We start from the raw sequence: 25,595 nt of genomic DNA on the forward strand, positions 1-25,595 counted from the left end.
CCGCATCGCCGATATCCGGATCATCCGACCGCGACCGGCTCCGGCAGCGCATGCGTCACGCGCGATCCCCAGAGCGCGTAGAACAGGATGTAGAGTTCACACGCCGCGGTCAGCAGGAACGAGATCTGCAGGCCATAACGGTCCGCAAGCCAGCCCTGCACGATCACCAGCGCACCACCCGCGATCGCCATGATCAGCAGCCCCGACCCCTCTTCCGTCAGCGGTCCTAGCCCGCGGATGCCGAGCGTGAAGATCGTCGGGAACATGATCGAATGGAACAGCCCGACCGAGATCAGCGCCCACATCGCGACATGCCCGGTGGTGAAGGTGGCGACCAGCATCACGACGAACGCGCCGATGCTGGCCAGCGCCAGGACGTGCTCCGCCGGAACGCTGCGCATGATGACGCTGCCGACCAGCCGCCCGACCATCATCCCGCCCCACAGGATGAACAGATAGTGCGAGGCCTGCTCGTGCGTCAGATTGCCGATCTGCGGCTGGCTGACGAAATTGATGAACAGGTTGGCGACGCCGATCTCGGCGATCAGATAGATGAAGATTGCCGGGATGCCGAGCACGAGGTTGCGATGCGACCAGAGCGACAGGCCCTTGCGATCGGCCTTTGCCGAACGCTGCGTCGCCGCCCCCATTGCCGGCAGCGGGAAGCGTGCGATGACGACCGCGAGCACGACCAGCACGCCCGCGACGATGAGATAGGGCAGCACGACCGACTGCGCGTCGGCAAGCCGCTCGGCGGGGGTCAGTACCGCGGTGGATCCGGCGACCGCCGTACCCGAGGTCGAGCGGCCGAGGATCAGATAGCCGCCGAACAAGGGCGCGAGCGTCGCACCCGCCGAATTGAATGCCTGGACCAGGTTGAGCCGTGACGAGGCGGTCTCGGGCGGGCCAACGACCGCGACATAGGGGTTCGCCGCGACCTGAAGCAGCGTGATGCCGCTGGCGATCACGAACAGTGCGAACAGCGTCACGCCATAAGACGGCAGCCGCGCGGCGGGCACCATCATCAATGCGCCCGCGGCCATCAAGCCGAGCCCGAACACCATCGCGCGCTGATAGCCGACGCGCTCGATCAGCTTGGCGGACGGGATCGACGCGAAGAAATAGGCGATGAACCAGACGCTCTCGATCAGCGTGGTCTGTGTGTAGCTGAGGTCGAACACACTGCGCAGATGCGGCAGCAGCGTGTTGTTGATGACCGTGATGAAGCCCCACATGAAGAACAGGCTGGCCAGCAAGGTCAGCGCGGATCGGTAACTCGGCCCCTCCGCGCTGCCCCCTGCCCCCGGTGCAGCGCCTGCGATCGTCCCGTGCGTCTGTATCGGCATCGCCATAGTCATCATCCTCCGTGCCATGTCGGCGACTGAGCATCAGTCTTTTCCCGCATGGCTTGCTCAGAAATATATTGTCCGACTATATACCCCCATAAGGCGCGTCAACGGCGTCAGAGGATCAGGATAGGAACCGGAATGAGCGGAATCGGAAAAACGGGGATCATCTTGGCAACTCTCTTAGCCGCTCTGGCAACGCCAGCGGCGAACGCGGCCGATGCCAGGCGCACCCCCGCGGGTACGCTGCGCGACGGTACGGCGATCGAGGCGATTACGCTCAGCAACGCGCACGGCGTCTCGGCGCGCATCCTGTCCTACGGCGCGACGCTGCAATCGCTGATGGCGCCCGACCGGGCCGGCAAGGTCGCCGACGTCGTGCTCGGCTATGACGACCTCGCCTCCTATGTCGACCATCCCAATTTCTTCGGCGTGACGGTCGGGCGCTTCGCCAACCGCATCGCCGGCGGCCGCTTCACGCTCGACGGCAAGGCCTATCAGCTTCCGCTCAACGACAAGGTCAATTCGCTGCACGGCGGCGGCAATGGTTTCGACAAGGTCGCGTGGAAAGTCCTGTCGATCAAGGACGGCCCGACCGCGACGCTCGTGCTCGGCCACCGCAGCGCGGATGGCGAGTCCGGCTATCCGGGCAACCTCGACGTCACCGTCACCTACACGCTCGACGAAGCGGGCAATCTCGGCATCGCCTATGATGCCAGGACCGACAAGCCGACGATCGTCAACATGACCAATCACGCGATCTTCGATCTTGGTGGCGAGGGATCGGCGATGGGCGCGAACGGCCACAGACTGACGATCCCCGCCAAGGCGATCACGCCCGTCGACGACAAGCTGATTCCGACCGGCGCGCTGCAGCCCGTCCAGGGGACCGTGTTCGACTTCCGCAACGGCCGGATCGTCGGCGAAGGGCTTCGCGACGGCCGTGACCAGCAGATCCGCTACGGCCACGGCTACGACCACAACTTCGCGCTCGACAAGGGCGTCACCGCCAAGCCCGAGCTGGCCGCGCGGCTCGAGGATCCTGCCTCGGGACGCGTGCTCGAAGTCCTGTCGACCGAGCCCGGCGTGCAATTCTACACCGGCAATTTTCTTGACGGGACGTTCATCGGCAAGCACGGCCATCTTTACCGGATGGGCGACGGTATCGCGCTGGAACCGCAGAAATTTCCGGACGCACCGAACAAGCCGAATTTCGTCTCCGCGCGCGTCGATCCGGGCAAGCCCTATCATCACGCCATGATCTACCGCGTCTCTGTCGCTCGCTGATATTCGACCTGCTTACCCCGGAAAGCCTCTCATGACCGACTTGCCCAAACTCCGCAGCCGCGCGTGGTTCGACAATCCCGAGAATATCGACATGACCGCGCTCTATCTGGAGCGCTATCTGAACTTCGGATTGAGCCTGGAAGAACTGCGTTCGGGCAAGCCGATCATCGGCATCGCGCAGACCGGCAGCGACCTCAGCCCCTGCAATCGCCATCACCTCGTGCTCGCCGAACGCCTGCGCGAAGGCATTCGCGAGGCGGGCGGGATCGCGCTCGAATTCCCGGTCCACCCGATCCAGGAGACCGGCAAGCGCCCGACCGCGGGGCTCGACCGCAACCTCGCCTATCTGGCGCTGGTCGAGGTACTTTACGGCTATCCGCTCGACGGCGTCGTGCTGACGATTGGTTGCGACAAGACGACGCCCGCCTGCCTGATGGCGGCGGCCACGGTCAATATTCCCGCGATCGCGCTGTCGGTCGGGCCGATGCTCAACGGCTGGCACAAGGGTGAGCGAACCGGCTCGGGCACGATCGTGTGGAAGGCGCGCGAGCTGCTCGCGACCGGCGCGATCGACGATGAAGGTTTCATCAAGCTCGTCGCCTCGTCGGCGCCCTCGACCGGCTATTGCAACACGATGGGCACCGCGACGACGATGAATTCGCTCGCCGAGGCGCTCGGCATGCAGCTGCCCGGCTCGGCCGCGATCCCCGCGCCGTATCGTGACCGCCAGGAGGTCGCCTACAAGACCGGCAAGCGCATCGTCGACATGGTCGCCGAAGACCTGAAGCCCAGCGACATCCTGACCAAGGAGGCGTTCCACAACGCGATCGTCGTTAATTCGGCGATCGGCGGGTCGACCAACGCGCCGATCCACCTCGCCGCGATCGCGCGCCACATCGGCGTCGATCTGCCGATCGACGACTGGCAGACGCACGGTCACAAGGTGCCGCTGATGGTCAACCTTCAGCCCGCCGGCGAGTATCTCGGCGAGGATTATTACCATGCCGGCGGGGTGCCAGCGGTGGTCGCCGAGCTGATGAAGCAGGGCCTGATCCACGAAGACGCGATGACCGCCAACGGCAAGAGCATCGGCGACAATTGCCGCACCGCGACGATCGAGGACGAGCGCGTCATCCGCCCGTTCGCGACGCCGCTGCTGGAGGATGCCGGCTTCATCGTCCTGCGTGGCAATTTGTTCGATAGCGCGATCATGAAGACGAGCGTCATCTCGCCGGAATTCCGCGAACGCTATCTCAGCAATCCGGACGATCCCGAGGCGTTCGAGGGCCCCGCGGTCGTGTTCGACGGCCCCGAGGACTATCATCACCGGATTGACGATCCGTCGCTCGGCATCACCACCGATACGCTGCTGTTCATGCGCGGTGCCGGCCCGATCGGTTATCCGGGTGCCGCCGAAGTCGTCAACATGCGTCCGCCCGCCTATCTGATCCGCGAGGGCGTCCATGCGCTTCCCTGCATCGGCGACGGTCGCCAGTCGGGCACGTCGGGCTCGCCGTCGATCCTTAACGCCAGCCCCGAGGCGGCGGCAATGGGCGGCCTCGCGCTGATCCGCACCGGCGACCGGGTTCGCATCGATCTCGGCAAGGGCAGCGCCGATGTCCTGATCTCCGTTGAGGAGCTAACCGAGCGGCGCCGCACGCTGACTGCGGCGGGCGGATACGCCTTCCCGCGCTCGCAGACGCCGTGGCAGGAAATCCAGCGCGCCACCGTCGGCCAGATGGAAACCGGTGCCATCCTCGAAGGTGCCGAGAAATACCAGCGCATCGCCCAGACGATGGGCCTGCCGCGCGACAACCACTAGGTCCGAACCGCCGGGCCGCGCACGCCGCGCGGCCCGGCGGGCGCGAACAAATTCGTTGCATAACTTACTATTTTGCATTGCAGCATGGGCTGACATGATTACTTAGCACGCTAATGACTTCCCCCCGTGCCGTGCTCGAATCCTCCTACGCCCGCACCCTCCTGCCGCTCGCGCGCAGCTGGCGGCAGGCGGCCGACCATGCGCTTCGCGACATGGGGGTGTCGGCATCGACCGGCTGGGCCCTCGTTCAGGTCGGACGGCTGGGCGACGATGTGCGGCAGATCGATCTCGCCTGTGAACTCGACGTGACACAGGCATCGCTGGTGCGCTCGATCGATCAGATGACCGCCGCCGGGCTTGTCGAGCGCCACCGCGATCCCGCCGATGCGCGGGTCAGTCGGATCCGCCTGACGCCGCACGGGCGAAAGCTCGTCACCACGATTGAGGCCAAGTTCGCGACGCTACGCCATGCGATGCTCGAGGGTGTGCCGGACGACGATCTGGCCACCGCGCTACGCGTTGCGGAACGGCTTGGCGCGCGGTTTGTGGCAGATCGCGGACGATGACGCTGTCCCGGTTCGGGGGGAAAGAGGCGCTCTTCTCGGTCAAATGCTTCGTCGCCGCGATCCTCGCTTATTACATCGCGCTACGGATCGGTCTGACCCGGCCCTATTGGGCGGTGACGACGTCCTATATCGTCGCGCAGCCGCTGGCCGGCGCGGTGTTGTCGAAGGCAGTGTTCCGGGTCGCGGGCACCGTGCTCGGCGCGATTGCCGCGGTCGTGCTCGTGCCGAACCTCGTCAACGCGCCCGAACTCCTGTCGCTAGGCCTCGCGCTGTGGCTCGGGCTGTGCCTCTACATCTCGCTGCTCGACCGGACGCCGCGGGCCTATGTGTTCCTGCTCGCGGGCTATACCGCCAGCATCATCGGGTTTCCGTCGGTTGCGGCGCCGGGCGCGGTCTTCACCATCGCTGCGCTGCGGGTGCAGGAGATCACAATCGGTATCCTGTGCGGCAGTCTGATCCACGGCCTCGTCTTCCCGCAGACCGTCACCGCCGTGCTGCTCGGCCGGATCGACGCGATCCTCGCCGACGCGGAACGCTGGTCGCGCGATTCGCTTGCGGGGGAAAGCGATGCCGCGCTCGACCGCGACCGGCGGCGGCTGGCACTGGACATCAACGAGCTGCACCAGCTTTCCATCCATCTGCCGTTCGACACCGCACGGCTGCTCCCGCGCGTCCGGACGTTGCGCGCACTCCAGGCGGAGCTGTCGATGCTGTTGCCGCTCGCGAGTGCGATCGACGACCGGATTGTCGAACTCAAGCGGGGCGCCGACGTGCCGCGCCCCGAGGCGCTTGCGCTGATCGAGGACGTTCGCGAATGGCTGCGCGATCCCTCTTCGGCATCGGAGCGCGGCGCGCACGCCGATGAGCTGATCGCCCGGGCCCGCGCGCTCGAACCCGCGCCCGGCAGCGGGCTGATCTGGCGTGACGCGTTGCGGCTAAGCCTGGTGGCGCGGCTCGGGGAACTGGTCGAGGCGCATCGCAACGTGCGCGACCTGCGCGATCAGATGCGATCGCCGTCGCGCGCGCCCGTCACCCCCGCCGTCGCGCGGCTGCTCGCACGCTCCGCCCGCAGACCGCTCCACCGCGATCGCGGCATCGCGCTGCGCGCGGCCGCGGGCACGGTGATGACGATCCTGCTGGGCTGCGCCTTCTGGATCGGGACCGCATGGACCGACGGTGCGGGCGCGGTGCTGATTGCGGGAGTGTGCTGCGCCTTGTTCGGCAACAGCGACAACCCGGCGCCGGCGATCAAGGCGTTCTTCTATGGCACGATCCTCGGCCTGGTCGTGTCGGCCGTCTATGCGTTTGCGATCCTGCCGCGCGTGACCGACTTCGTGACGCTCGCCGCGGTGCTCGCCCCGCCGATGCTGATCGGGGGAATGTTCCTCGCGCGGCCGGCAACCTTGCTCGTCACGCTCGGTGCACTGCTCGGCGGACTCAACACGGTCGGGCTGAACGACCGGTTCGGCGGCGGGTTCGACCAGTTTATGAACGGCGCGATCGCGCAATTGATCGGGACGTTGTTCGCGGTCGTCACGGTCGGCCTGTTCCAGACGATCGGGGCGCAGACCAGCGCGCGGCGGTTGCTCCGCGCCGGCTGGCGCGAACTGGCGACGCGCGCGGATTCGACCGACCGGCCCGATACGGCGGGCTGGATCGCGCGGATGCTCGACCGGATTGGCCTGCTCGCACCGCGGCTGGCGCTGCAGGGCGAGGATCCCGGCAAGCCGCTGCTCGATGCGCTGACCGACCTGCGCGTCGGTGTGGCGGTCGGCGAACTCCGCCAGCTCCGCATCGACGGTCCGGTCGACGAGGCGGCGATGATCACGCCGGTGCTGCGCGGGGTCGGCGCGCATTACCGCGCACTACGCCCCAACCAGCCTGCGCCCCCCGAACCCGATCTGCTCGCGGGGATCGACCGGGCGCTGGCCGGCTTCGCGTCGAGCATGCCCGAGCGACACCGCACGAGCGTGCTCGCGCTCACCTCGCTGCGCCGCAACCTCTTTCCCTCCGCCCCCGCCTATGCGGGCTCACCGGAGATGCCCGCATGACCGGCGAGATCTCGATCGGCGGTGTCTATCTGCCGACCCTCCTCCTGCTCGCGGTCGCCGCGGTCGTGCTCACGGGCGTCACCACCCGCCTGCTCGCCTTTGCCGGGGTGTACCGCGCAGTGACCTATCGTCCGCTGGTCGACCTGGCGCTGTTCATCCTCATCCTCGGGCTGCTTGCCCTGCTCACCGGACCTTCCGCATGACCTCGCCCCGTCTCAAGTCCCTGCTGGCCCCGCTCGGCCGTTCCGCCGTCACCTTGGTCATCGTCGCGCTCGCGGTGGTCGTCGCGCTGTGGCTGTGGAAGCGCTATGAGAGCGATCCGTGGACGCGCGACGGGCATATCCGGGCCGACATCGTTCGCGTCACGCCCGATGTCGCGGGTCTCGTCACGCGCGTCGCGGTGCGGGACAACCAGATGGTCAAGCCCGGCGACGTGCTGTTCGTGGTCGATCGTCCGCGTTTCGAACTGACGCTCGCCCAGTCGGATGCCTCGATCGCCAGCGCGCGCGCCACCCTGCTGCAGGCACGGCGCGAGGCGCAACGCGACCTCGCGCTAGGCGATCTGGTCGCCAAGGAAGCGCACGAACAGAATGTCGCGCGCGTCGCCACCGCCTCGGCGACGCTCGCGCAGGCCCGGAGCGCGCGATCGACCGCGGCGCTGAACCTCGCGCGGACGACGGTGCGGGCGACCGTGCACGGCATCGTCACCAATCTCGACCTGCACCCCGGCGACTATATTGCGACGGGCGCGCAGGCGATGGCGCTGATCGACACGGACTCGCTTCGCGTCGAGGGCTATTTCGAGGAAACCAAGCTCGGCAGCATCCATCTCGGCGACCCGGTAACCGTGCATCTGATGGGCGAAGCGCAGGCGTTGCACGGCCGCGTCGACAGTATCGCGGCGGGCATCAATGACAGCGAACGGACGAACACGACCAACCTGCTGCCCAATGTGAATCCGACGTTCAACTGGGTCCGCCTCGCACAGCGCATCCCCGTGCGTGTGAAGCTCGTGCAGGTGCCGAAGGGTGTCCCGCTTATCGTCGGGCGGACGGCGACAGTGACGGTGGAACCCAAACTTCAGTCGGGAGCGCCGGCGTAATGCGCACGCGTCTCTCGCCAATCAGCCGTTCCCCCACCCGCCGCGGTCTCGCCACGAGTATCCTCGCGCTCGGCCTCGTCGCCTGCACCACCGCCGGCCCGGACTATGCGCGCCCCGACCGCGCCGTCGCCGCGATGCCCGCCGCGCAGGGCGCGTTCGACAGCGGTCACGAGGCCGCGTTCGTCGATGCCCCCCTCCCCGATCGCTGGTGGCAACTCTATGGCGATCCCCGCCTCGACGCGTTCGTCGCGGAGGCACTGGCTGCGAACACCGATCTGCGCGCGGCCGATGCCAATCTCCGCCGTGCCGACGCGGTGGTTGCGGAGGTTGCCGCCGGGCGGACGCTGTCGACCACGATCGGCGGCGGTACGTCGATCGACCGGCCCTATGCGAGCCGCGGCAACCTGCCCGGAACGCTTGACGCCAATCTCGGCATCACCCTCGCCTACCCGCTCGACCTGTCGGGGCGCGTTCGGCGCGCGATCGAAGCCGCGCAGGGCGATGCGCAGGCGGTCGCCGCCGCGCGCGACGACGTCCGCGTGACCGTCGCTGCCGAAACCGCGCGCAGCTATGCCGCGGTGTGCACGGCGAACATGGTGCTCGCCGCCAACAGCCGCGTACTTGCCCTCCAGCGCCAGACGCTCAACGTCACGCGCCGGCTGCAGCGTGGCGGGCGCGGCACGGCGTTCGACGTCACGCGTGCAAGGACCGCGGTCGACCAGAGCGAGGCGTTGATCCCGTCACAGGTCGCGACGCGCACCGCCGCGCTCTACCGGCTGGCGACGCTGATGGGGCGCGCCCCCGCCGCCTATCCCGCCGAGATCGCGACCTGCGCAAAGCCCCCCGCACTCACCCGGCCGCTGCCGATCGGCGACGGCGCCGCGCTGATCCGCCGCCGGCCCGATATCCGTCAGGCCGAACGCGCACTGGCCGCAGCGACCGCGCGGATCGGCATCGCCACCGCCGACCTGTATCCGCAGGTCAGCCTGGGGGGATCCGCTGGGTTCACCGGGCCGGTCTCGACGCTCGGATCCACCAGCGCGTTTCACCTGGGGCTCGGCCCGCTCATCAGCTGGAGCTTTCCGAACCGCCCGGTCGTCCGTGCACGGATCGCGCAGGCCGGCGCTTCGGCGGATCAGGCACTGGCGCAGTTCGATTCGACGACGCTGGAGGCGTTGCGCGAGACCGAGACCGCGCTGTCCGCCTATGCGCGCGAAGGCGACCGCAACGCCGCGCTGTCGCGGGCGCAGGCGAGCGCCGCGACCGCCGCCGGCCAGGCGGGCACGCTTTATCGCTTTGGCCGAACCGATTTCCTGTCGCTGCTGACCGCGCAGGCGGCGCTGACCACGGCCCAGGCCAACCTCGCCGCGTCCGACGCGTTGTTGATCGATCGTCAGGTCGATGTCTTCAGGGCCTTGGGCGGCGGGTGGCAGGCATGAGGCTTCGCCGGCGGGGGCTCGCCGCGATCAACAGCGAAGTCCGCGACGGCATCGTCCCGGCCGCCGACGCGATCGCGCGGGTCCCGCGCGACGCCGGAGCGCCCGCGCACACGCCGAGCGACTACCGCGTCACCGCACTGATCATCGCCTGCGCGCTGTTCATGGAGCAGATGGATTCCACCGTGCTCGCGACGGCGTTGCCGACCATGGCGCGCGATTTCGGCGTTCCCGCGACGAGCATGGGATCGGCACTCACCTCCTATCTGCTGGCGCTGGCGATCTTCATCCCGGCGAGCGGGCGGCTCGCCGACCGGTTCGGATCGCGCACCGTGTTCCGGGCCGCGATCCTGATCTTCGTCGGTGGTTCGATCCTGTGCGGTCGGGCGACCAGCCTGTCGTTCATGATGGGCGCGCGGTTCCTGCAGGGTCTGGGCGGCGCGATGATGATCCCGATCGGGCGTCTCGTCCTGCTTCGCAGCGTGGCCAAGGAAGACATGGTGCAGGCCATGTCGTGGCTGATCATGCCCGCGCTGATCGGTCCGATCCTCGGGCCGCCGGTCGGGGGCGCGATCGTCACCTATCTGGACTGGCGCTGGATCTTCTACCTCAACATCCCGATCGGCATGCTCGGCGTGGTGCTCGTCACCCGCTATATCGGTGATGTGCGCGAGGATCGGCCGGCACGGTTCGACGTCCCCGGCTTCATCCTGTCGGGCGTGTCGCTCGGCTGCTTGTTGTTCGGGTTCGAGATGACCAGCCGCACGGGCGAATTGGCGCAGGCCGTCGGGCTCATCGCGGTCGGCCTGGTCGCAGGCGTCGCCTATATCCGCCACGCCAGACGCCGCAGCGATCCGATCCTCGACCTGTCGCTGATGCGGATCCCGACCTTCCGCCTGTCGGTGATCGGCGGATCGCTGACGCGGATCACGCAAGGCGCGCAACCGTTCCTGTTGCCGATGATGCTCCAGCTCGGCTTCGGCATGACCGCGGCGGCGAGCGGCGCCATCACGATCGCCGGGGCGATCGGTTCGCTGATGATGAAGAGCCTCGCCCCCCGCGTGCTGCGACGGTTCGGATTCCGCAACAGCCTGATCGTCGGCGGCCTGTGTTCGAGCGGCGGCTATGCGGTGTGCGGGCTGTTCCGCCCCGACTGGCCCATCCCCGTCATCTTTGGCGTCCTGATGCTCTCCGGCTTCTTCATGTCGTTCCAGTTCTCCGCCTACAACACGATCGCCTATGACGAGATTCCATCGTCACGGATGAGCAGCGCGACCAGCTTCTACGCGACGTTCCAGCAGCTCATGCTCTCGCTCGGCATCTGCGTCGGCGCGGCCGCGTTGCATGTCGGCATGCTCGGATCGGGCACGACACGCCCGGTGCTCGCCGATTTCACCCTCGCCTTCCTGGTCGTGACGGCGGTGTCGGCGGCCGCGACGATCTGGAACCGCCGCTTTGCCGTCGATGCCGGATCCGATCTCAGCGGTCACCGGCAGACGCCTGCGCGGCCCGGGATGGCCGCGGGTCGATAACCCCTCCCGGCACACCGGCGCGGCGATCAGCCCCGGAGGCGTTCCGCGAGAAAGTCGACGAACACCCGGACCCGCGCCGGCGTGTTGCTACCGCCGACGAAGAGCGCGTGGATATGTTCGACGTCGCCCGGATTATAGGCCTCGAAGAGCGGGACGAGACGGCCTGCGGCGATATCGTCGACGACGCTGAACGCGCCGACGCGCGCGATCCCGACGCCCGCGGCGGCCAGCTGCCCCAATGTTTCGCCGTTATTGGCTTCGATATTGCCGGTCACGACGAGCGCCATGTCTACCCCATCGACACGGAACGGCCAGACAGGTTCGACCCGACGAAAGTTGAAATTCAGGCAGTTGTGCCGGTGCAAGTCCTCGGGCTTGGTCGGGGTACCACGCCGCGCCAGATAGTCGGGTGCCGCGACGATCACCCGCCGGCTCTCGCCGAGCTTCCGGGCGGTCAACAGGCTGTCGACCAGCGGACCGAAGCGGATCGCGACGTCCGCCTGCCCCGCCGCAACATCGACGATCGTGTCGGTCAACGCGATATCGACTAGGATGTGCGGATAGGCCTCCGCAAATGCGCCGAGCAGCGGGACGACGCACAACCGCCCATGCGACAGCGCGGCACTGATCCGCAGCCGTCCCCGGGGCGCGCCCTGATCGGCGATCTGCTGCTCGGCATCGTCGAGGTCGGCCAGGATCCGACGCGCCGTCTGGAGATAGGCCTGCCCTTCGGCCGTTGGGGTCAGCGCACGGGTCGACCGCAGGAGCAGCCGGACGCCGAGCCGAGCCTCGATCCGGTCGATCGCCCGCGCCACCGCGGATGGCGTCAGTCCGAGCACGCGGCCGGCTCCAGAGAAGCTTCCCTCGCGCATGACCGCCGCGAAGATCTCGAGCGCACGGGCCCGATCAGCCCCCATTCCGGTCTTTGCGTTCAAGTCAAAGGTCCTTCGTCACATCGCCCCCTAATAACGCCGAGCGCGTTGCCCTATTTATGCCTCGAAATCGAAGCCGGGTTAAGTCGCGATCGGGATCATCGGGGCTGCAGATCCAGCCATGCCTGCCGCCCAATCGTCAGCGAGAGGGTTACGCCCGGCTAAGTCCGTCGACGGTCCGAACCGCCCAAATCATTAGGAACATAGTGATGAAATTGAACCCCGGGCTTCTGGCCCTGTCCGTCGGCGCGTTCGGCATCGGCGTGACCGAATTCGCCCCCATGGGGCTGCTCCCCGTCATCGCCGGCGATCTCGGCGTTTCGATCCCGACCGCGGGCCTGCTCATCAGTGCCTATGCGCTGGGCGTCGTCATCGGCGCGCCGCTGATGACGCTGACGACCGGGCGCGTGCCGCGCCGCACGCTGCTGATCATGCTGGCGGGCATCTTCACGATCGGCAACCTGCTCGCCGCGATGTCGACGGGGTACGGCATGCTGATGGCCGCGCGGATCCTGACGTCGTTCAACCACGGCGCGTTCTTCGGGGTCGGGGCGATCGTCGCCGCCAGCCTCGTGCCGCCCGAACGCCGGGCCGGTGCGGTCGCGGCGATGTTCATGGGGCTGACCATCGCCAATGTCGTCGGCGTCCCGCTCGCGACATGGGCAGGCGATCGTCTCGGCTGGCGCGCGTCGTTCTGGGGTATTTCGGCGCTGGGCTTCGCGACGATGGCGGCGCTGCGGTTGACGCTTCCCACGTTGCCCGCGCCGACCGGAGCCGACCCGAAGGCCGAACTGCGTGTCCTCACGCGCGGGCCCGTACTGGGTGCGCTCGGCCTGACGGTCGTCGGCGCCAGCGCGATGTTCACCGTCTTCACCTATATCACGCCGATCCTGCGCGAGGTGACGCAGGCGTCGCTCGGCTATGTCACCGCGATGCTGGTGACCTACGGCGTGGGGCTGACGGTCGGCAACTGGCTCGGCGGGCGGTTCGCCGATCGCTCGGTCGACCGGACACTGATCGTGACGCTCGCGCTGCTCACCGCGATCCTGGTCGCCTTCGCCGTGCTGATGCCATTCAAGGTCCCGACCGCGATCCTCATCTTCCTGTGGGGCGTCGCCAGCTTCGCGCTCGTCCCCCCGCTTCAGGTCCGGGTCATGCACGCCGCCGCCGACGCGCCGAACCTCGCCTCGGCGATGAACATCGGTGCGTTCAACCTGGGCAACGCGATCGGCGCGGCACTTGGCGGCGGCGTCATCGCGGCAGGCCTCGGCTATCCGATGGTCGCGCTTGCGGGTGCCGGGGCGTCGGCGCTGGGACTGATCGCGGTCCTGATCGGCGTCCGGCGCCGCGCGACAGCCCCCGCACCATCCGCTATTTCCCCCGGCTGTCGAGCGTCTGCGCCGGCAGATGCACGGTGACCGTCTGCGCGATGCTCACCGCGGAGTCGGCCAGCATGACCTGATAGTTGCCCTCCGCGATCTTCCACGTCGCGGTCGCCGTGTCGAAGGTCGCGAGCAGGCGCGGGTCGATCATCGTCTCCACCGACTGGCTCGCCCCCGGTGCCAGAGCGACCTTCTGGAACGCGCCGAGCCGCTTGGGCGCTTCCCAGCCCGGCGCCGCGACATAGACCTGGGCGACGGTCTTGCCTGCGAGAGACCCGGTATTGCGGACTGCGAACGTCGCGGCGATGCCCTTCCCCTTTGCTTCGGCCTTCAGACCGTCGAGCGCGAACCGGGTATAGGACAGACCGTAGCCGAACGGGAACAGCGGCTTGCGGCCGGTCTTGTCGAACCACTTGTAGCCGATGGCGGCGCCTTCGATGTCGTAATTGCCCATCGGATGCGCGTCGCGGTCGAGCTTCGGGTCGCCTTCCAGAACCGGGCGCGGCAATTGCGACAGCGACGCGGGGAAGGTCGCAGGAAGGCGACCCGACGGATTGACCTCGCCGGTCAGGATGCGCGCGATCGCCTCGCCGCCCGCCGTGCCCGGATACCAGGCCTCGATCACTGCGCCGACCTTAGACAGCCACGGCATGACGACCGGCCCGCCCGTCTCGAGCACCACGACGGTCTTGCGGTTGGCGCGGGCGACCGCGTCGATCAGCGCATTCTGCGCATCGGGCAACGCCAGGTCGGGGACGTCGATCGACTCCCCCGTCCACTGCTCGCCAAAGACGATCACAATATCGGCCTTGCGCGCTGCAGCCGCCGCCGCGCGCAGATCCTTGCCGTCGAGATAGGTGACGCGAGCACCTGTGCGGGCCTGTAGCGCAGTCATGGGCGACGATGCGTGATAGGTCTTGGGGCCGGGAAAGCCCTTGTTGAACTCGTCCGGCACGATCAGGCCGCTCGTCGGCGCGTTGTGAGAATAGACCTGCGACGATCCACCGCCCGACAACACGCCGACATCGGCATGCGCACCGATGAGCAGGATCGACTTCGCCGTTTTCGCCAGGGGCAGCAGATTGGCGTCGTTCTTCAGCAGGACGATGCCCTCCTCGGCATCGCTTCGCGTGACCGCAGCGTGCGCGGTATAGTCGATCGTCGTCGCGCGATCGCCGCGGACCGGCGTATCGAATGCGCCCACCGAGAACATCCCCCACAGCACGCGCCGGGCCATGTCATCGGCACGCGCCGTGCTGACATGGCCGTTATTGACCGCCTCGCGCAGCGCTTCGGAGAAATAGGGCGACCGATCGAACGCCCAGCCCGACTGCTGGTCGAGCCCGGCATTGGCGGCTTCCGTCGTCGAATGGGCGGCCCCCCAGTCCGACATCACATAGCCCTTGAACCCCCAGTCCTTCTTAAGGACCGTGTTCAGCAGCCAGTCGTTCTCGCACGCATAATGACCGTTGACGCGGTTGTACGAGCACATCACCGAACCCGGCTGGCCGATCTCGTTGGCGATCTGGAACGCCAGCAGATCCGACTGGCGCGCCGCCTGTTCGCCGATCCGGTGATCGATCGTGAAGCGGTTGGTTTCCTGCCCGTTGAACGCGTAATGTTTCATCGTCGAGACGACATGCTCGGACTGGATTCCCTTGATCGCATGCCCCGTCATGACGCCCGCGAGCAGCGGGTCCTCGCCGCCATATTCGAAATTGCGGCCGTTACGGGGTTCGCGCAGCAAATTCATGCCGCCCGCCAGTTGCACGTTGAAGCCCGACAGGAACGCTTCGTTGCCGATCATCGCGCCACCGGCTTCGGCGAGCGCCGGGTTCCACGTCGCCGCGGTCAGTATCCCCGATGGCAGCGACGTCCGCAGCCGCGGGGTTGCGCTGCGCTGGCTGGCGACACCGACCCCCGCATCGGTCTGCCACTGGCTCGGGATACCCAGCCGCGCGATGCCCGGAACGATCCCCGCGGATCCCGGCAAGCCGTCCTTCGGAAACTCCCAATTCTTGGTCGGCGTCTTGAGCCAGGCGGCATCGGTCGAGAAATAGCCGAAGGTCAGCTGCAGCTTCTCGTCGAGCGTCATCTCCTTGAGGATGAGATCGGCGCGGACGGACGGATCGAGGCTCGCATCCATCCATGGCCGCGCGACCGGCGCATCGGTCTTCGCCGCCGCCGCCGTGGGCGCGTTGTTCGTCGTTTGCGCCAGCGCGGGCGAAACCCCGATCACACCGACCAGCACCGCGCTGCGCAGCAAGACGTTCAGGAGCGATCGGGTACCGCGCGTCATCATCACATTTCTCTCTCTACATGCCGTCTTTAGACGGGCGGCGCATGCCGTCCCGCCTAGTCTCGTTTCGCCCGATCTAGCCCGGCATTCGTCGCGGCGTCCAGATGTCCGCCGCGACTGTTCAGGCCCGAAGGGATTTCGCGTCCGTGCCCCCTCGCGCGGCCATCAACGCGGGCGCTGCACCGTGATCGCCTTGCCCGCATAGGTCACCGTCGCATCGGCGGTATCGGCGTCGGTCACCGGCTTGCCGGGCGTGATCCAGCGCACGTTGATCATGCGGGACGTCGCCATGCCCTTGAAGCCCTTGCCCTCGCGCGCACCGAGCGACAGCGTGCCCGCTGCATCGTCATACCGCATCGGAATGCGCGCAAACGCACCGCCGCGATATTGCTCGCTGCGACCGTCATCCTCGTACAGGCTGAACTGCCCGTTGGCGCCGGTATAGACGGTCACCGTCACGGGTGCGTCGGGCAGGTCATCGACATGCTGGCGGACAGGCCCCATCGGCACGATCGCCCCCACCTTCACGAACAGCGGCATGCGTGTGTAGAGCGCGGGCGCGTCAATCGTCTGGCCGCCGCGATACGTCTGCCCGGACTGGAAATCATACCAGAGCGTCGCCGCACCCGGCAGATAGACCGGGCGCGACCGTGCCTTGTAGTCGGTGACCGGCGCGACCAGAAACGCATGGCCGAACATATACTGGTCGTTGATCCGGCGCGCCTTCACGTCGTCGGGATAATCCATCACCATGCCCCGCATGATGCTGCCGTCCTTGAACCACGTCTCCGCAGCGAGCGTGTAGATATACGGCATCAGACGATAGCGAAGCTGATCATACCAGAGCATCGAGGCGCGCATCGGCGTGCCCTCGGGCGCGATCTCGTAAATCTCGCGGTACGGGCTCTCGCCATGGCTGCGGAACAACGGGCTGAACGCACCGAACTGGAACCAGCGCAGGTTGAGCTCGCGCCACTCATCGAGATCGGCCGGCTTGGGCGTCTTGCTCGCATAGCGGTCCTCGAGCGCGAAGCCGCCGATATCGTGCGTCCAGTTGGGAATGCCCGACATCGACGCATTGACGCCCGCGGACACCTGCGCGCGCAGGTCATACCAGCGGCTGGCGACATCGCCCGACCAGATCGCGGCCCCCTCGCGCTGCAGTCCGCCAAAGCCCGAGCGGGTCAGGATGAACGGCCGGACATCGGGCTTGTACTGGCGCCAGCCGTCATAGACCGCGCCGACATGGACCAGCGGGAAGCTGTTGAAGAATTCCTCCGCCGGCCCGCGCGCGGTCGGGCCCATCGCGGCAATCCGCTCGGGGATCGACAGGTTCGAATGGATGTCCGGCTCCGACGCATCGAGCCACCAGGCATCGACCCCCAATTTGGCGAGGCTGTCGCGCATCTGCCGCCAGAAGATCGTCCGCGCCTCGGGCGCATACGGATCATAGTCGGTATTGGCATAGCCGGGCCCGACCCAGTCCTTGTTCGCCATCTTCAGATTGCCGTCATAGGTGAAACCCTTGGCCGCCAGCTCCTTGTAATTGTCGGTGGTCGGGTAGAATTTCGGCCAGACGGAGATCATGAAGTTCGCGTTCAGATCGTGGAGCTGGTCGACCATCTTCTGCGGCTCCGGAAAGCGCGTCTTGTCGAACTGGTGGCTGCCCCAGGCGTTTTCGGGCCAGTAGAACCAGTCCTGCACGATGTTGTCGAGCGGGATGCGGAGGTCGCGGTACTTGCGGACGACGTCGACGACCTCGTCCTGCGTGTTGTAGCGCTGGCGCGACTGCCAGAAGCCATAGGCCCATTTGGGCATCATGACGGCCTTGCCGGTCAGCTTGCGATAGCCCGCAATCACGTCGTCCATGTCGCTGCCGGGCACGTACCAGTAATTGACCGACCGCGCGACGTCGCTTGTAAACCAGGCCGAGTGGCGATCGGCCTGGGGCAGCGGGGCATTGTGGAGCAGCGCGATATATCCGGCGTTCGGATCCCATTCGATGCGGATCTCCGCCGCCTTGCCCCTGGTCATCGGCAGGTCGAAATTGGCGTACCAGGGATTCCAGTTCTGCCGCCAGCGGTTGAGCACCTCGCGCCCGTCGACGAACACCTTGAAATAGCTCGAGCCATAGAGCTGGAATTTGTGATCGCCCGTCTGGTCGGGCGTGACGCGGCCGGTCCATACGACCCGCTGCGTCTGGGCCGCGTTGCCGGCCGTGTTCTGGCCGCCGGTCGCCGCCACCGTGCGCGCCTTGGCCGCCTCGGGCCAGTTGGCCTGGTCCTTGATATACTGATAGTTGATCGTGGCTTCCTGGCGCGTGACCGCCAGCTTGCCGTCGAGATAATAGTTGGCGGTGAAGCCCGGCTTGCCGTTGCTCGTCACGCGCAGGCCCGTGTCGGTTCCCGCGCCGACGAGGTCATACGGCTTGGGATTACCGAACCGGGTGATCCCGTCATTGTCCCACAGGATGCCGTACTTGCCGGTCGAAACCAGGAAGGGCACGGCGATGTCCATGTTGTGCTGCGCGAGTTCGACGTCCTCGCCGTTATAATCCATCTGCGCATTCTGGTGCTGGCCGAGCCCGTAAAAGGCCTCGCTGGTACCGCGGTTGAACTGCTGTGACGCCGTGACATATTGCCGCCCGTCGACCGTCTTCGGCAGGAAGCGGCGCGTATTGGCCTCGTCGAGGACCGTCTTGCCGGCAGCGTCGAGGAACCGGACGTGCCCGGTCGCGAGGTCGACGTCCGCCGTATCCCGCGCCGTCTTGATGAGGACATGCCCTGCCCGCTCCGTCACCGTGTACGCGCCCGCCTTGGGCGGGCTCGGCACCATCAGGCTCGCCGCGCGGGTCGCGCCGAGCGAAGTCGCCGGGGCGGCGACGACGTGGATGATCCCGTCGCCGTGAACCGTGACCTCTACGCGCGCGGTCGCGCCGCCTGCGGGGGTCACGGCAATGCCGCCGTCGATCTTCTCGTACCCGCCGGGCGCAGCGGCGTGCGCGGAGGCGATCGCGCTGCTCGCCAGCAACAGGGTCAGGAATGGCTTGGTCATCTTACTCTCCAGCGGTGCCGACGCAGCCCGCGGCGCGTCGATCGGTAATGTTTCAGCGATATGCGCCCATCGTGACCCGAAGCAGCACGGGCTCGATCAGGTTGATCCCGTAGTCGGTCTGATCGCCGTTCCAGATCCGGTCGCGCACCCAGACACCGTCCCGAAAATGCCCCTCGTCGACGCGCAGGACGAGCCCGTTTGCAGCCCCCCCCGATCGCGCGCCAAAGTTGAGCCGGACATGGTCGCCGGCGACCAGGAAGACATTGGCGGACAAGTGCGCGATCGCCGCGCCGCCAACGGGCTCGTTGCCCCATGGCGCGGGCTCGGTCTTGATCCAGGTCCAGTCCTTCTGACCGAACTGCCATTCGCCCCAGGTCGCAGCGATCGTCCATTCGCCCATCACGGTCGACCGGGGCGTATTGTCGTCGGGTTTGAAGACGCCCCAGGTCGGACGCTCGAACGCGATCTTCGCCCACTCGCGCGCCATGCCGGCAAACAGGGCATAGGGCTTGGCGATCGCATCGAGCGTCGCCTCGTCGAGAGACCGCGCGCCGAGCGGATAGTTGACGTAGCCGGTATCATCCATCCCGAACGGCGCGTAGCCGATCGCGCCACGACCCAGCGCACCGTAGAAATAGCGCGCGAATTCGCGGGCATTGCCGATTTCGGGGACCATCAGCGCATTGTCGGCCCGCGCATATTTATCGAGATATTGCGCGACGTTCTCGCTCGCACGGTCATAGATGTCGGGCGCGGCGAAATCGATCGACGGCGCTGCCGCCTTCCAGATATCGAGCACGTCCTGCTGCGGCCCGCCACTGGCGACACCGGTCGGGTCGGGCACATTGGATGGTCCGGCCAGCGACGCGTTGACGTACATCGGGATCGGCTTGACCGCCTTGCCCGCGGCAGCGATCTCGTCGACATATCGTGCCGTGTGCCAGGTGTTGAACGCGCGGTCGGCCTGCGCGCCGAACAGCGCGGTCCAGCTTCCGGCGCGCTTGTCGAGCTTGCGCGTCAGCGCCGCGGGCACGGGCTTCGCGAACAGCGCGTTCGCCGCCGGGCTGTAGTCGCGCGGGACGCGGTAGCTGCCGACCTCGTTTTCGGGCTGGACGAGGATGACCGTGTTCTGCGGATCATGCTCCTTGAGATAGCCGATCAGGCGTACAAAGGCGCGCTTGTCGGCCTCGAGCGTCGACCGGGCGAGCGGCGTATGGACGGAATGATCCTGCCCCGCCTTGTCCTTCATCCGGGGAAAGCGGCGATTGTCGAGCTTGACCCAGTCGGGCGTGTAGCCCGGCGCTGTGTTCTTCCACGTTCCGAACCAGAGCAGGACGACCCGCTTGTCATGCGCGCGCGCCTCATCGAGCAGCGTCTGGACGAACGAGAAATCGAACTGCCCCTCGACCGGTTCGATCTGTTGCCAGGCAACGGGGACCTCGACGGTGTTCGCATGGATCCGCTCGAGCATCGGCCAGACCTTCGGCAGCGCGGAGGCATAGTTGCTCGAATTGTTGACCTGCGCTCCGAGCATCAGGAAGGGCGCGCCGTCGACGATCAGCGCATGACGGCCGTTCTTCGTCTCGACATGCGGCACCGGCGTCGCCTGTTGCGCATGTGCGGCGGTCACCAGCGCGGACATCGTCAACGCAAACAGCAGAGCCTGTCGTTTCATCTTCATCCCCTCAGCTCTTCGTGTTCCGGGCGACCGGGTCGCCATAGACGACGCCGCGGCCGTCGGTACCGATGTAGACCCGGCCAAATATTCGCGGATCGCCGCTGATCACGCGAAAGCGCAGTCCCCATTGATGCCGGTCGTCGTTGATCCGCTGCCACGTCGTCGCGCCGTCGATCGATCGCCACACCGCATCCTGTCCGGCCTGCTGGCCGATCACGTAGAGTGTCGGCCAGCGGGCGCCGGCTGCCGCCTTGCCCAGACCGAATTGCGCGACGTGCAACCCTGCCCCGACCCGCACCCAGTGCACGCCGCCGTCGACCGAGCGATACAGGTCGCCGCCGAGATTGAGCCACAGCAGGCCCGCCGTGCCCGGCGTCGCGAGCAGCGGACTCTGCGCCTCCCGGTTGCGGCCCTGCGCCGTCGAAAGGTCAGCGGGGAGGCCCTGTGCAGCGACGGGCGTGAAATGCGCGCCGCCGTCCGTGCTGCGCAACACGCGGTTGTTCAGCGTGTCGACGACGTAGAACCGGGATGGGTCGACCTTGTCGGCGACCGGCCGCAGCCTCGCCGGAAGACCTTGGATCCGGACCCAGGTCTGCCCGCGATCGCGGGTCAGGACTGGCTGTTCGGTCTCGACGATAAACGCCGCACCGTCTGCCGAGACGATGATCGGCGCATCGCCGGTCCGTTCGGACGCGCCCCTGCCCGGCGTGACGAGCGGTTGCCAGCTCCGGGCCCCATCCTGCGACCAGGCCAGGCTCGCGCTCGCGACCTCGCGACTATGACTGCTGCCACTGCGGACGACCACCGCCGGCGCCAGTCCCGCATAATCGAGCGTGTTCGTGTTGGTCAGATAGGGGTTACGGTGGCTGTTGGGCGGTGAAACCGTCAGATCGTCGTGGCGAAATCCCGCAATATCGCCGAACCCCGAGATCAGCGGTGCGTCCCCCGTCGGGCTGATCAGCGTGATGATCGCGGTCTGCTCGATACCCCGTGTCCAGGGCTTCCACTGCATGGCACCAGGTCGGTTGAAAGCGCGTGTGTCGTACAGCGTCGCGCCGGTCACATAAGCGGCGTGGTCCGGGTCGAACGGATCGATCGCAAGCCCGGCGATCCAGTGCCCGAAATCCGCCGGGCCGTCGAACGCAAGGAACGGGGTCTGCGTGACGTCGCGGGTGCTGCGCTGGTAGAGCTGGTCCCAATGTGCGCCCGCGTCGCTCGATCGCCACACGGTGTCGACGGGGCGATAGCGATTGACGGTACTGACGGCGATGACGCGCGGATCCTGCGCCGACACCGCCACGCCCATATAGCCCCCCGGCGGTGCATCCGGGCGCCTGTCCGGCGTCACGTCCGTCCACGCATTGATCGCGGGATCATATCGCCAGACACCGCCTCGCGTGATCCCGTTCGGCCCGATCGCGTTGGAGACGGTCATCGTCAGGACGCCGTCCGCGCCGAGCACGGCCTTCACCGCGCGCATGCTGTCGTCCGGCCCTCCGGACACGCTGCGCCACGACGCACCACCGTCATCGGACCGGAACAGATGCGCGCCCGGGTCCGCCTGGCCAACGAAGATCCGCCCGCGATGCGCGCGATCGAACAGGACAAAGCTCAGCCCGCCATGCGTTGCACGGGGCTGTACCGGTTTGCCGAGCCCCCCAACCGGAAAGCTGTCGACCTTTCGCCAATGCGCAGCCGAATCGTCGCTTCGCCAAAGGCCGTCATGGCGTGACCCGAACATCAGCGTCGCCGGGTGATGCGGGTCGATCGCAAGCCGCTCGCCAAGGCCGCGGCCATCCTCGTTGCCGCCCATCGCAAACGGTACCGGCGTGATCCGCCACCGCGCGCCACGGTCGCTCGATCGCCAGATCGCCGCTGCGCCCCGCGCTGACATGCCCGCCGCAAGATATACGATATCCGCATCGACCGGATCCGCAGCGATGCTCTCGATCCCCATATAGCTACTGACGGCATTGCCGTCCTGCAAGGGCAGCCAAGCACGCCGGACCGCGTCCCAGCGATAGGCACCACCCATGTCGGTCCGCAGATAGGCAAGCCCGCGCTCGACGGTGCTGAATATGATGCCGGGTGCGAAGCCGCCGCCACCGACCCGGACGTTGCGCCACGCATAGGGCGCGCGAACCGGAGTAACCTCAGCGTGCGACGCGGCGGGACGGGGAGGTACCGACAGGCCGAGCAGCGCGATCGCGCTCGTCAAGACCACCCTCTTCCCCACCAGTCCCGTCCCCTCTAGCCTCGCAACCGATAAGCTCCGGTCGCGTAGCGCCGCTGTATTGCCTGATCCGATAGCGGTAACAAGGTTTGTATGATAAATTGCGGTAATTATGTAATCGCGGCGGTCGAGGGCGACGTAGGACACAGGAAAGGATCCACCGCATGGCGATGAAACACTGGCTCTTGCCAATGATACTTGGTGTGTTGCCAATCTCCGTCGTCGCGCAGACGAGTGACGCAGACACGCCCTATGCCAGCGATCCGGTGGGTATCGTCGCCGCCCCCTGCCCGCAGCATCCGGCACCGGCCGATGCAGCCGGCTGGGCAGCGTGGAAACGGCATATGCTGACCCGCGACTTTGGCCAGTTGTGCCGTTACGCTGCGGATAATCGCGCACTCGCCGGCAAGACGGTCCGCGTCGTGTTCATGGGCGATTCGATCACCGACAACTGGATCCATGCCGACGCCGCATTGTTCTCGAACGGCGTGGTCGATCGCGGGATCAGCGGGCAGACGACCCCGCAGATGCTCGTCCGGTTTCGCAGCGATGTCATCGCGCTCAAACCGCGGGCAGTCCACATCATGGCCGGCACCAACGACATCGCCGGCAACACCGGCGCAGCGACGATCGAGACGGTCGAAGGCAATATCCGGACCATGGCCGAACTCGCGCGCGCGCACGGGATCAAGGTGATCCTCGCCTCGGTTCCCCCCGCCGCCGCCTTTCCCTGGAGCCCCGACAAACGCCCGGTCCCGCAGATCGCCGCGCTCAACGACTGGCTGCGCGGCTATGCCAAAGCCAATGGCTTCACCTATGTCGATTATCACGCTGCACTTTCGACGCCGGCGGGGGCGATGAAGCCCGGCTACGCAACCGACGGAGTCCACCCGACCCCGCAAGGCTATGCCGTCATGCGCCCGCTCGCGACCGCGGCGATCGCCAAAGCGCACGGCGGGTGACATTGGGGATTTCTGATCCCAGCGCATACAACCCGGCCGGAGGTTCACCGTGGCGAACCTCCGGCCGGTGGCGCCAAGTGCGCGTGTCATGATCAAGCAATGATGCGTTGCAGAGGCTCTCCATCCTCAGCCTCACTCCAATGCTGGCACCAAATCAGGCGTCCGGGCTTTGGAACTGCTTACATCGGAATGACGCGCTGAGCCGTCGCGCTCGCGGTTTCGAGAAGCACTTCCACCGCTGCATCGCTGATACGCCTAGCCGTTTCGAGCGCGGCGGCTGGGGTAAGCACAAAGTCCACGTCTGCAGGGCCGCGTACATGGACCACAGACCCTTCTGGGCTAGCATCGCTCGGCTCGTTGCCTGACGTCATACTGAGGCTTTCCCCGGGCTTGTTCGTCACCCAATCCCTTGCCTGAACGATCGACGTAAAAATCCGTGTATTTGGGTCGGGAATGCGTCCGGCTTGCAAATCTGCAAATCCCAACGACGACACCACGGCGGTTCTATCCGCGTTGAGATGTCCAAGTCGCGCAACCATTGCGCGCAGCGCCTTGGTAACAAGCAGATCCCTGGGCACCGTGGCTCTGATTTCGATAATCAGCGATGTCGGCCGCCCCGAGACCAGAAGCCGTTTCAGCTCTTGCCGAAATGCCGGCTCAAACGTCGCCACCGTCGCGGCTGTCCAAACGCCTTTCTGGATGACCGTCAGAAGCGGTATCGCAGGCTCTAGCTCGAAACGGAACATTGGTCACTCCCCCAGATAAGCGGGAGCACTCCAGCGTCTCTCAGCCAACGGGACGCCGTTGATGGTAGCTTTCGTAGACTTAAGTTAGGAAGTTCGCACCAACAATCTATATCCTTTGAGTCAGTTGCCCCCCAGCCGCCCCCGTTCCGCCTCATACGGCGTGAGAGCTTCCCGACTGGTCCGGTAATCCAAAGCGCACCCGGAAGGCCCGCAGCGGAAAGCCTGGATGCCCAGAGCCGCAATATTTCAAGGGAACAATGTCCACATGGCTAGAATCTATCTCGCGTTTCTTGCGTTGGCAATGTCCGGTTTAAATGAGCTCGTCCCACGGCGGCAAAAGCAAAAATTGGTCACTTTTTAGGCCTTCTACTTTTCTGACTACCTTACGGACTAAGGACGCTAAACCGGGATATCGTTGATTGAAAGACGTCGGCCTATAGATATTCAACGAACTCGCAGCTTAGCTAACTCGCAAGGATATTTTATAGAACGGATTTAGCGCCTCGTTGATCAATTCCGATCAGGCGTGTCTGTTGTCGGGTCCATAAGCCGCGCCCTCGCTGGACCGGTACGCATCGGATGCATATATCACCATGCGCCAGCTTCTGATCGGATGAAGCCATGGTCTTGTTGACCCTATCTCATCTCGTGAATGTTATCGTTGTGACGGTCATTCCAGCGTTGATCGCGCGCGACGTGCCCGCGATGACGGCGTGCTACGGCGCCGACAGTGCTGCACGACGTATCCTTGCATGCCTTTACGCGACCATCGCAATGGCCAGCGCCGTCGCGCTGATCGGTCAGGCTTCGGGCAATACGACGCTGTCGATCGCCATCGCCGGCGTCTTGTTTCCGATGCAGATCGCCTACAAGCTGATGACCATACAGGCGGTCGGTTGGCGCAATCCGGTGGTAAAGAGCAACCTGGCCATCGCGCTGCTGCACACGGCAACCTTAGCTACGATTTGGCACGAGCGCTTCTTGGACGCGCGAGGAGAATAGCATTTCAAAAGGCAGCTACCAGGATCGTCGCCGGGCGCCTGACCGCAAACATGTCTGGCCATCAGCAGCTTCGCCTTTCTGTACGTTAGTCTGATGTTCGCCGAGGGAGGAAAGTGGAACGGCGGCTTTCGGGACGGCGGCCGGCAATAGCCGACATCGCGGCGA

At 66.3% G+C, this 25,595-nt stretch carries 18 protein-coding genes; 11 read left to right on the plus strand and 7 right to left on the minus strand.

The annotated features are described in order from the left end of the window. Positions 1-20 precede the first annotated feature (20 nt). Positions 21-1,352, minus strand: a complete 1,332-nt coding sequence (locus IFT71_RS04045) for a sugar MFS transporter (RefSeq protein ID WP_183935740.1) — start codon at positions 1,350-1,352, stop codon at positions 21-23. A gap of 135 nt (positions 1,353-1,487) precedes the next feature. Here IFT71_RS04045 and IFT71_RS04050 point away from each other — a divergent pair, with 135 nt between their 5' ends. From IFT71_RS04050 to IFT71_RS04085, 8 genes are all read left to right on the plus strand, one after another. After that, positions 1,488-2,633 (plus strand): aldose epimerase family protein, encoded by a 1,146-nt coding sequence (locus IFT71_RS04050; RefSeq protein WP_192139178.1) that lies wholly within the window; start codon positions 1,488-1,490, stop codon positions 2,631-2,633. Between the two features lie 31 nt (positions 2,634-2,664). After that, a complete protein-coding gene (locus tag IFT71_RS04055) occupies positions 2,665-4,455 on the plus strand; it encodes an IlvD/Edd family dehydratase (protein WP_192139179.1) in 1,791 nt (596 codons plus the stop codon). Positions 4,456-4,568: 113 nt separating this feature from the next. After that, positions 4,569-5,021, plus strand: coding sequence for a MarR family winged helix-turn-helix transcriptional regulator (locus IFT71_RS04060; RefSeq protein WP_192139180.1), 453 nt, complete (start codon positions 4,569-4,571; stop codon positions 5,019-5,021). Continuing rightward, on the plus strand, positions 5,018-7,072 hold the full coding sequence (locus tag IFT71_RS04065; RefSeq protein ID WP_192139181.1) for an FUSC family protein: 2,055 nt from the start codon (positions 5,018-5,020) through the stop codon (positions 7,070-7,072). The genes IFT71_RS04060 and IFT71_RS04065 overlap by 4 nt, the downstream gene beginning before the upstream one ends. After that, a complete protein-coding gene (locus IFT71_RS04070; RefSeq protein ID WP_107932953.1) occupies positions 7,069-7,275 on the plus strand; it encodes a DUF1656 domain-containing protein in 207 nt (68 codons plus the stop codon). Before IFT71_RS04065 ends, IFT71_RS04070 begins: the two co-directional genes overlap by 4 nt. Next, on the plus strand, positions 7,272-8,174 hold the full coding sequence (locus IFT71_RS04075) for an efflux RND transporter periplasmic adaptor subunit (RefSeq protein WP_192139182.1): 903 nt from the start codon (positions 7,272-7,274) through the stop codon (positions 8,172-8,174). The genes IFT71_RS04070 and IFT71_RS04075 overlap by 4 nt, the downstream gene beginning before the upstream one ends. Further along, on the plus strand, positions 8,174-9,613 hold the full coding sequence (locus IFT71_RS04080; RefSeq protein ID WP_192139183.1) for an efflux transporter outer membrane subunit: 1,440 nt from the start codon (positions 8,174-8,176) through the stop codon (positions 9,611-9,613). Before IFT71_RS04075 ends, IFT71_RS04080 begins: the two co-directional genes overlap by 1 nt. Beyond that, the gene (locus tag IFT71_RS04085; protein WP_192139184.1) at positions 9,610-11,142 is read left to right on the plus strand and encodes an MFS transporter; all 1,533 of its coding nucleotides are present in this window, start codon (positions 9,610-9,612) and stop codon (positions 11,140-11,142) included. The genes IFT71_RS04080 and IFT71_RS04085 overlap by 4 nt, the downstream gene beginning before the upstream one ends. Before the next feature lie 26 nt (positions 11,143-11,168). Here IFT71_RS04085 and IFT71_RS04090 read toward each other — a convergent pair whose 3' ends face one another. Further along, positions 11,169-12,059, minus strand: coding sequence for a LysR family transcriptional regulator (locus tag IFT71_RS04090; protein WP_192139280.1), 891 nt, complete (start codon positions 12,057-12,059; stop codon positions 11,169-11,171). A gap of 224 nt (positions 12,060-12,283) precedes the next feature. On the opposite strand from IFT71_RS04090, the gene IFT71_RS04095 reads away from it, so the two are divergent. Then, complete coding sequence (locus tag IFT71_RS04095) at positions 12,284-13,492, plus strand: MFS transporter (protein WP_159510638.1); 1,209 nt, start codon at positions 12,284-12,286, stop codon at positions 13,490-13,492. On the opposite strand, the gene IFT71_RS04100 is transcribed toward IFT71_RS04095, so the two are convergent. The 4 genes from IFT71_RS04100 to IFT71_RS04115 form a co-directional block, all read right to left on the minus strand. Beyond that, complete coding sequence (locus IFT71_RS04100) at positions 13,446-15,755, minus strand: glycoside hydrolase family 3 C-terminal domain-containing protein (protein ID WP_197976037.1); 2,310 nt, start codon at positions 15,753-15,755, stop codon at positions 13,446-13,448. The two genes, IFT71_RS04095 and IFT71_RS04100, sit on opposite strands and share 47 nt — an antisense overlap. Before the next feature lie 165 nt (positions 15,756-15,920). Beyond that, a complete protein-coding gene (locus IFT71_RS04105) occupies positions 15,921-18,809 on the minus strand; it encodes a glycoside hydrolase family 31 protein (RefSeq protein ID WP_192139186.1) in 2,889 nt (962 codons plus the stop codon). Between the two features lie 52 nt (positions 18,810-18,861). Then, the gene (locus IFT71_RS04110) at positions 18,862-20,490 is read right to left on the minus strand and encodes a DUF5597 domain-containing protein (RefSeq protein WP_446740743.1); all 1,629 of its coding nucleotides are present in this window, start codon (positions 20,488-20,490) and stop codon (positions 18,862-18,864) included. Between the two features lie 4 nt (positions 20,491-20,494). Further along, positions 20,495-22,705: a WD40/YVTN/BNR-like repeat-containing protein gene (locus tag IFT71_RS04115; RefSeq protein ID WP_244654710.1), complete on the minus strand. Its 2,211-nt coding sequence runs from the start codon at positions 22,703-22,705 to the stop codon at positions 20,495-20,497. Positions 22,706-22,911: 206 nt separating this feature from the next. Between IFT71_RS04115 and IFT71_RS04120 the strand changes: the two genes are divergently transcribed. Next, entirely contained in the window at positions 22,912-23,682 is a 771-nt protein-coding gene (locus IFT71_RS04120) for an SGNH/GDSL hydrolase family protein (RefSeq protein WP_244654764.1), read from the plus strand. A 179-nt stretch (positions 23,683-23,861) separates the two neighbouring features. Here the strand turns inward: IFT71_RS04120 and IFT71_RS04125 are convergent, their stop codons facing one another. Beyond that, positions 23,862-24,428: a hypothetical protein gene (locus IFT71_RS04125; protein WP_192139189.1), complete on the minus strand. Its 567-nt coding sequence runs from the start codon at positions 24,426-24,428 to the stop codon at positions 23,862-23,864. Positions 24,429-25,049: 621 nt separating this feature from the next. On the opposite strand from IFT71_RS04125, the gene IFT71_RS04130 reads away from it, so the two are divergent. Then, positions 25,050-25,430 carry a hypothetical protein gene (locus IFT71_RS04130; RefSeq protein WP_192139190.1) on the plus strand — a complete coding sequence of 127 codons (381 nt, stop codon included), beginning with the start codon at positions 25,050-25,052 and terminating at the stop codon, positions 25,428-25,430. The last annotated feature ends 165 nt before the right edge of the window (positions 25,431-25,595 follow it).

This window comes from Sphingomonas sp. CFBP 13733 (assembly GCF_014841795.1).
Taxonomy (GTDB): Bacteria; Pseudomonadota; Alphaproteobacteria; order Sphingomonadales; family Sphingomonadaceae; genus Sphingomonas; species Sphingomonas aerolata.